The organism is Streptomyces sp. NPDC058880, from assembly GCF_042742535.1.
Taxonomy (GTDB): Bacteria; Actinomycetota; Actinomycetes; order Streptomycetales; family Streptomycetaceae; genus Streptomyces.
In genome coordinates this window covers 1-7,025 of record NZ_JBHYMC010000122.1, presented here as the reverse complement: position 1 = coordinate 7,025, position 7,025 = coordinate 1, and the positions used below count along the sequence as shown (strand labels likewise).

Below are 7,025 nucleotides of genomic sequence, written 5' to 3'. Positions count from 1 at the left end.
GTGCCGGTGACCGTCACCGGGCCGGCCGGCCTCTCGCGCAGACCGTGGGCGGCGGCCGTGCATCGGCCCGGAGTGGGCGGGGCGGCCCGGACGGGACGAACCCCCGCGCGGATCAGGGCGAGCGGCGGATGAGGAGCAGGGCGCGGTCGTCGTTGACGTCCTTGGCGACCTTCTCGATCAGGTGCCAGGCCGCTCCGTGCCAGCCGGCGGAGACGTAGCGGTCGGCCTCGCCGGTCAGGCGGTCGATGCCCTCGCTGATCTCGCGGTCGGAGGTCTCGACGAGGCCGTCGGTGAAGAGCATCAGGACGTCGCCCCGGCGGAGGTTGCCGCGGGCGGGGGTGAACTCGGCGCCGTCGTAGACGCCGAGCAGCGGGCCCTCGCCGGACTTCTCCTGCCATCGGCCGGTGCCGGCGCAGAGCTGGAGCGCGGGGAGGTGGCCGGCCGAGAGGAGTTCGTAGTCGCCGGTCTCCAGGTCCAGCACGAGGTGGATGGAGGTGGCGAAGCCCTCGTCCCAGTCCTGGCGGAGCAGGTAACCGTTCGCGGCGGGCAGGAAGCCGTTGGGCGGCAGTGCGCCGAGCAGGCCGCCGAAGGCGCCGGACAGCAGCAGGGCCCGGGAGCCGGCCTCCATGCCCTTGCCCGAGACGTCGGTCAGGACGATCTCCAGGGTGCGACCTCCGTTGGTACGGGCCGCGACCACGAAGTCGCCGGAGAAGGACTGGCCGCCGGCCGGGCGCAGGGCCATCTCACGGTGCCAGCCGCGCGGCAGGGCGGGCAGCTTGCTCTGTACGCGGATGCGCTCGCGCAGGTCGAAGAGCATGGTGCCGCCGCGCCGCCAGGGCACGCCGACACGGCTGCGGAACTGCGCGATGAGCAGTCCGAAGAACCCGCAGGCCGCGACGACCAGCACCGTACCGGGGGTGACGCGCGCCGGGCCCTGGGTGTAGGGACCGAGCACGAGCGCCTCGACGATCAGTGCTGCGGCGGAGGCGGCGTACAGGGCGAGGAGGCTGGCGGGGCGCAGCAGGAGGCCGCCGGCGACGATCGGCAGGACGAGCGCCGCCGGCGAGAACCAGACAGGCAGCATGAGCGTGCCGAAGGCTATGGCGGGGACGGTGAGCAGCAGCCCGCCGAAGGCGAGCCAGTCGGAGGCGTCTCCGCGGAAGTAGTCGACGGCGGATTTGCGCAGGGCGGTGCGGCCCCGGTGCGACCGCATGCGCATCCGGGCCAGAAGGGTCTCCACATGTGCTCGGGCCATTGCTTCGGGACCTTATCCATCCCGGCTGTGAATGCGCAGGGGTACCCCCGCACCTGGAACCGGGCGGCGCCGGGAAACGCCGGGGTCGTCACGGAATGCCCCGGCGGTGATGACCGCATGGCTCTGGAGATGCACCTATTGGATGCTTTGCAGACTGATGGGCCGGATGCCCGGTACGGCCGTACGAACGGACGTGCGGCGGAGGTGCTCCCGTTCGCCCTGGGGTGCGACGGGCCCTAGTTCCGCTGGCAGGTGGGGCACCAGAAGAGGTTGCGCGCGGCGAGACCGGCGGTGCGGATCTCGCCGCCGCAGATGTGGCAGGGCATGTTCGCCCTCCGGTAGACGTACACCTCTCCGCCGTGATCGTCCACCCTCGGCGGGCGGCCCATGGCCTCGGGGAGGTGCTCGTCGCGGACGGTGTCGATGCGGTTGTCGCGCACGCCCCGGCGCATCAGGACGGCCAGGTCCTCCCACAGGGCGTCCCACTCCGCGCGGGTGAGGTCCCTGCCCAGGCGGTACGGGTCGATGCCGTGCCGGAAGAGGACCTCGGCGCGGTAGACGTTGCCGACGCCCGCGACGACCTTCTGGTCCATGAGCAGCGCGGCGACGGTGGTGCGGGAGCGGGAGATGCGGGCCCAGGCCCGGTCGGGATCGTCGCCGCTGCGCAGCGGGTCCGGGCCGAGGCGGGCGCTGGTCGCGGCCTTCTCCGCGTCGGTGATCCAGGCGCAGGTGGTCGGGCCGCGCAGGTCGGAGAAGTACGCGTCGTTGGCCAGGCGCAGCCGGACGGTGTCGGTGGCCGGCGGGGCCGGTGCGGGACCGAGCGCGTACGTGCCGAAGAGGCCGAGGTGGATGTGGATCCACCCGCCGCCCTCGAACCCGAGGAAGAGGTGCTTGCCGTGCGCGTCGACGCCGTCCAGGATCCGGCCGTCGAGGAGGGCGGCGCTCTCGGCGAACCGGCCCTGGGGGCTGCTGACGGCGACCTGCCGCCCGGCGAACCGTTCCAGGTGGTCCTTGGCGAGGCGGTGGATCGTATGCCCCTCGGGCACTGCGCGCTCCTCGGCGGATGGGAGAAGAAGACGGAGAAGGGAGACGGTGAGGGGGAAGACGACGGCCGTGCCACCCCGCTCCGCGGGTGGCACGGCCGGAAGCGGGATCAGCCCTGCGGGTGGTGGGCCGGGATCGGGGGGAGCTCGCCGGTCTGCTCGTAGGCGGAGAGCATGTCGATGCGGCGGGTGTGGCGCTCCTCGTCGGAGTACGGGGTCGCCAGGAAGGCCTCGATGAAGCTGACGGCCTCTTCCTGCGTGTGCATGCGGCCGCCGACCGAGATGACGTTGGCGTTGTTGTGCTCACGGCCGAGCTGGGCGGTCTGGACGCTCCAGGCCAGGATGGCGCGGACGCCCTTGACCTTGTTCGCGGCGATCTGCTCGCCGTTGCCGGAGCCGCCGATCACGATGCCGAGGCTGCCGGAGTCCGCGGCGGTCTTCTCCGCGGCGCGGAGGCAGAACGGCGGGTAGTCGTCCACCGCGTCGTAGATGTGGGGGCCACAGTCGACGGGCTCGTGGCCGTTGTTCTTGAGCCAGTCCACGAGGTGGTTCTTGAGCTCAAAGCCGGCATGGTCGGATCCGAGGTACACGCGCATGGGACGAGTGTGGCACGAGGAGCCGCGACCGCCCGCAGTGGGTGTCGCGTAAGTCACTTCTGAAGCTCAAGTAAACCCAAAGGACGCAGATGGGACACGGCAGGGCGTTGGTCCCGGACGTTCACCCGAAGCCGGTGGTCCGGATTGAGGTCTTCCGTCCTGCGTTCATCTCAGGTTTGAATGCCTGGGCTCGCAACCCGAGAACCTAAGGATTCGTCCATGAGCTCCACGACGACCCTTCAGAAGGCAGGCGATTCCACCGGTAACCCCGGTGAGGGCCTGCCCTCCGACGGTCTGAAGGCCGGTCTCAAGAACCGCCACCTGTCCATGATCGCCATCGGCGGCGTCATCGGCGCCGGTCTCTTCGTCGGCTCCGGTGGCGGCATCGCCAAGGCCGGTCCCGCCATCCTGATCTCCTACGCCCTCGTCGGCGCCATGGTGGTCTTCGTGATGCGGATGCTCGGTGAGATGGCCGCCGCCAGCCCGAACTCGGGTTCCTTCTCGGCCTACGCCGACCGCGCGCTCGGCCGTTGGGCGGGCTTCTCCATCGGCTGGCTCTACTGGTTCTTCTGGGTCGTCGTCCTCGCGGTCGAGGCCACCGCCGGTGCCGCCATCCTGGAGAGCTGGATCCCGGCCGTCCCGCAGTGGGCCTGGGCCCTGATCGTGATGGCGGTGCTGACCGCCACCAACCTCGGCTCGGTCGCCTCCTACGGTGAGTTCGAGTTCTGGTTCGCGGGCGTCAAGGTCGTCGCCATCGGCGCCTTCGTCGTCATCGGCATGCTGGCCGTCTTCGGCGTGCTGCCCGGCTCCGACAACCCCGGCGCGGGCTTCGCGCACCTGACCGACACCGGCGGGTTCTTCCCCAACGGGTACGGCGCGGTCCTCACCGGTGTGCTGATGGTCGTCTTCTCCTTCATGGGCAGTGAGATCGTCACTCTCGCCGCCGGCGAGTCGGAGAACCCCCGCAAGGCCGTTACGCAGGCCACCAACTCCGTGATCTGGCGCATCGGCGTCTTCTACCTCGGCTCGATCTTCGTCGTGCTGACGCTGCTCCCCTGGAACGACAAGTCGATCACCGAGAAGGGCTCCTACGTCGCCACCCTCGACTCGATCGGCATCGCCCACGCCGGCACGATCATGGAGGTCATCGTCCTGACCGCCGTGCTGTCCTGCCTGAACTCGGGCCTCTACACCGCCTCGCGCATGGCGTTCTCGCTCGGCGAGCGCGGCGACGCCCCCCGGGCGTTCGCCAAGGTCAACGCCAAGGGCGTGCCGGTCGCCGCGATCCTCGGCTCCACGGTCTTCGGCTTCGTCGCCGTCTACTTCAACTACGCCTTCAAGGACACGGTCTTCAACTTCCTCCTGAACTCCTCCGGTGCCATCGCGCTCTTCGTGTGGCTGGTGATCTGCCTCACCCAGCTGAGGATGCGCGGGATCCTGGTCCGCGAGGCCCCGGAGAAGCTCACTGTGAAGATGTGGCTGTTCCCGTGGCTGACCTGGGCCACCGCCGGCCTGATCACGTTCGTGATCGGCTACATGTTCGTCGACGACGCGAACCGCGAGGTGGTCACCCTGTCCACGCTCGTCGCCGGTCTGGTCGTGGCCGTCGGCGTGGTCCTGGACCGGCGCCGCAGGCGGGCCGCCGTCCAGGGCTGAGCCGGCCCCGCCCTTCCCGTGCGTCTGCCGGAGTCCGGCCCGCCTCGAAACCCGAAGGCGGGCCGGACTCCGGCCGGTACCGGGGCGTCGACATCAGCCGCGCCGGCCCACCAGCTTCCAGGCGGCCGGCAGGACGCCCATCGCGAGGGCCGCCTTGAGGGCGTCGCCGATCAGGAACGGGGTCAGGCCCGCCGCGACGGCGGCGCTCAGGGACATCCCGGTGGCGGCCATGAGGTACGGCACGCCCACCGCGTAGATGACCGCGGAGCCGAGGGCCATCGCGCCCGCCGTACGCAGGACCGAGCGGTCGGCGCCGCGCCGCGCGAGGGCGCCGACGACGGTGGCGGCGAGCAGCATGCCGAGCACGTAGCCGAAGGACGCGCCGCCCGCGCCGGAGGTGCCGCCCGCGAACCACGGCACGCCGGCCATGCCGACGAGGGCGTACAGCGCCAGCGAGAGGAAGCCGCGGCGGGCACCGAAGGCGGTGCCGACGAGCAGTGCGGCGAAGGTCTGGCCCGTGACAGGGACCGGGGAGCCGGGCACGGGCACCGCGATCTGCGCGGCGATCCCGGTCAGGGCGGCACCGCCGACGACGAGCGCGATATCGCGCACGCGGCTCGCGGGCAGCAGGTCGGCGAGGACGACGCCGGGCCGGAGGGTGACGGAAGCAGTGCTCATGAGGGGGCTCCGCGAGGTGGTGGGGGTGGGGACGATCACCGACGTTAGTCCGCGGTCCGGGGTCGCCCCACCGCCGCCCGGGACAAAGCCCTGCTCCCCGCGATGGTGGGGAACCAACAAAGCTCACTCCCCCGATCGAGCCAACGTGACCCCCGTCACGTGCAACATCCAACAACGCGTCCGTTTTGCACGGACGACCGCCACTCGGCGAGACTGTTGGATCCCGCTAAGCCCACGGCGGGATCCCCACCATCGCTGGGCCGAACGAGAGTACGAGCACTTCTCATGCGTGAGCGCCTGCCAGAAGCACCTCCCACAACGGGCGAGCTGCCCGCGGAACCCCTCAGTCACAGTCTCAAGCAGCGCCACCTGACCATGCTGGGGCTGGGCGGCGTGATCGGCGCCGGCCTCTTCGTCGGCTCCGGCGCGGGCATCGGCATCGCCGGCCCCGCCATCATCTGCTCTTATCTCCTGGCCGGCGTCCTCGCGATGCTGGTGATGCGCGCGCTGGGCGAGATGTCGGCCGCGATGCCGGCCTCCGGCTCCTTCTCCGTCTACGCGGAGCGGGCGCTCGGCCGCTGGGCCGGCTTCTCGGCGGGCTGGCTGTACTGGTTCCTGCTCGTCGTGGTGCTCGCTGTGGAGGCCACCGGCGCCGCGAAGATCGCGAACGGCTGGGTGCCTTCGGTCGACCAGTGGGTGTGGGTGCTGCTCTTCATGGTGGTCTTCACCGTGAGCAACCTCGCTGCGGTGAAGAACTTCGGCGAGTTCGAGTTCTGGTTCGCCGCGCTCAAGGTCGGCGCCATCGTGCTCTTCCTGGTCCTGGGCACCCTCGCGGTCTTCGGCCTGCTCCCGGACACGGACCCGGTCGGCATGGCGAACCTCACCGGCCACGGCGGCTTCTTCCCCGAGGGCTTCGGCGGCGTGGTGGCCGGCATGCTCGCGGTCGTCTTCGCCTTCGGCGGCCTGGAGGTCGTCACGATCGCGGCAGCCGAGTCCGACGACCCGGCCCGGTCGGTCTCCCGTGCGGTGCGCAGCGCCGTGTGGCGCATCCTCTTCTTCTACGTCGGCTCGATGGTGGTCATCGTGACCCTGCTGCCGTGGGACTCGCTGGAGCCGGGACAGAGCCCGTACGTCGCGGTCCTGGACTCCATCGGCATCCCGGGGGCCGGCCAGATCATGAACATCGTGGTGTTCGTGGCCTTGCTGTCGGCACTCAACGCGAACCTGTACGGGTCCTCGCGCATGATCTTCTCGCTGGCCGAGCGCGGAGAGGCGCCGAAGTCGTTGCTGCGGGTCTCGGGCGGCGGCGTGCCGCGCCGGGCCGTGTTCGCCTCGGTGGCCTTCGGCTTCGCCTCGGTGGTGCTCAACCTGCTGTGGCCGGACACGATCTTCCTCTACATGCTCAACGCGGTCGGCGCCGTGCTGCTGTTCGTGTGGGCACTGATCGCGGTCTCCCAGCTGAAGCTGCGCCGCCGGATCGAGCGGGACACGCCCGAGCGGCTGGTCCTGCCGATGTGGCTGTTCCCGTACGCGACCTGGGCCGCCCTGGCCGGGATGGTGGCGGTCCTGGTCCTGATGCTGTTCGACGACTCCGCGCGGCCGCAGTTGCTGTGGTCGACGGGCGCCGCACTGCTGGTCCTCGCGGTGGCGGGCGTGCGCGAGCTGCGGGACCGGCGGGCCGGCTGACCCACCTGCATGCCTGTCTACCCGTCGGCCTGTCTGCCGGATCACCGGACCGGGAACCACCGGCAGGACCCCCCGCGCCGCGGCGCGGGGGGTCCTGCCGTTCCCGGGCCG

General features: G+C 70.9%; 6 protein-coding genes. 2 read left to right on the top strand and 4 right to left on the bottom strand.

Annotated elements, in window-relative coordinates; genetic code table 11:
• Positions 1 to 112 precede the first annotated feature (112 nt).
• The 3 genes from ACFW2G_RS32815 to ACFW2G_RS32805 all read right to left on the bottom strand — a co-directional run bounded on the left by ACFW2G_RS32815 (position 113) and on the right by ACFW2G_RS32805 (position 2,894).
• Positions 113 to 1,255 (bottom strand): PP2C family protein-serine/threonine phosphatase, encoded by a 1,143-nt coding sequence (locus tag ACFW2G_RS32815; RefSeq protein WP_384445864.1) that lies wholly within the window; start codon positions 1,253 to 1,255, stop codon positions 113 to 115.
• A gap of 236 nt (positions 1,256 to 1,491) precedes the next feature.
• On the bottom strand, positions 1,492 to 2,301 hold the full coding sequence (locus tag ACFW2G_RS32810; RefSeq protein WP_384445866.1) for an Fpg/Nei family DNA glycosylase: 810 nt from the start codon (positions 2,299 to 2,301) through the stop codon (positions 1,492 to 1,494).
• Positions 2,302 to 2,408: 107 nt separating this feature from the next.
• Positions 2,409 to 2,894, bottom strand: coding sequence for a ribose-5-phosphate isomerase (locus tag ACFW2G_RS32805; RefSeq protein ID WP_037923704.1), 486 nt, complete (start codon positions 2,892 to 2,894; stop codon positions 2,409 to 2,411).
• A gap of 219 nt (positions 2,895 to 3,113) precedes the next feature.
• Here ACFW2G_RS32805 and ACFW2G_RS32800 point away from each other — a divergent pair, with 219 nt between their 5' ends.
• Positions 3,114 to 4,550 (top strand): amino acid permease, encoded by a 1,437-nt coding sequence (locus tag ACFW2G_RS32800; RefSeq protein ID WP_384585144.1) that lies wholly within the window; start codon positions 3,114 to 3,116, stop codon positions 4,548 to 4,550.
• Between the two features lie 93 nt (positions 4,551 to 4,643).
• Here the strand turns inward: ACFW2G_RS32800 and ACFW2G_RS32795 are convergent, their stop codons facing one another.
• The gene (locus ACFW2G_RS32795) at positions 4,644 to 5,228 is read right to left on the bottom strand and encodes a biotin transporter BioY (RefSeq protein ID WP_037923700.1); all 585 of its coding nucleotides are present in this window, start codon (positions 5,226 to 5,228) and stop codon (positions 4,644 to 4,646) included.
• Positions 5,229 to 5,513: 285 nt separating this feature from the next.
• On the opposite strand from ACFW2G_RS32795, the gene ACFW2G_RS32790 reads away from it, so the two are divergent.
• Positions 5,514 to 6,914: an amino acid permease gene (locus ACFW2G_RS32790; RefSeq protein WP_037923698.1), complete on the top strand. Its 1,401-nt coding sequence runs from the start codon at positions 5,514 to 5,516 to the stop codon at positions 6,912 to 6,914.
• Positions 6,915 to 7,025 lie beyond the last annotated feature (111 nt).

Coding starts and splice junctions, on each gene's coding strand:
- ACFW2G_RS32805 (WP_037923704.1), bottom strand. CDS start 2,894: ATGCGCGTGTACCTCGGATCCGACCATGCCGGCTTTGAGCTCAAGAAC.
- ACFW2G_RS32790 (WP_037923698.1), top strand. CDS start 5,514: ATGCGTGAGCGCCTGCCAGAAGCACCTCCCACAACGGGCGAGCTGCCC.
- ACFW2G_RS32800 (WP_384585144.1), top strand. CDS start 3,114: ATGAGCTCCACGACGACCCTTCAGAAGGCAGGCGATTCCACCGGTAAC.
- ACFW2G_RS32815 (WP_384445864.1), bottom strand. CDS start 1,255: ATGGCCCGAGCACATGTGGAGACCCTTCTGGCCCGGATGCGCATGCGG.
- ACFW2G_RS32795 (WP_037923700.1), bottom strand. CDS start 5,228: ATGAGCACTGCTTCCGTCACCCTCCGGCCCGGCGTCGTCCTCGCCGAC.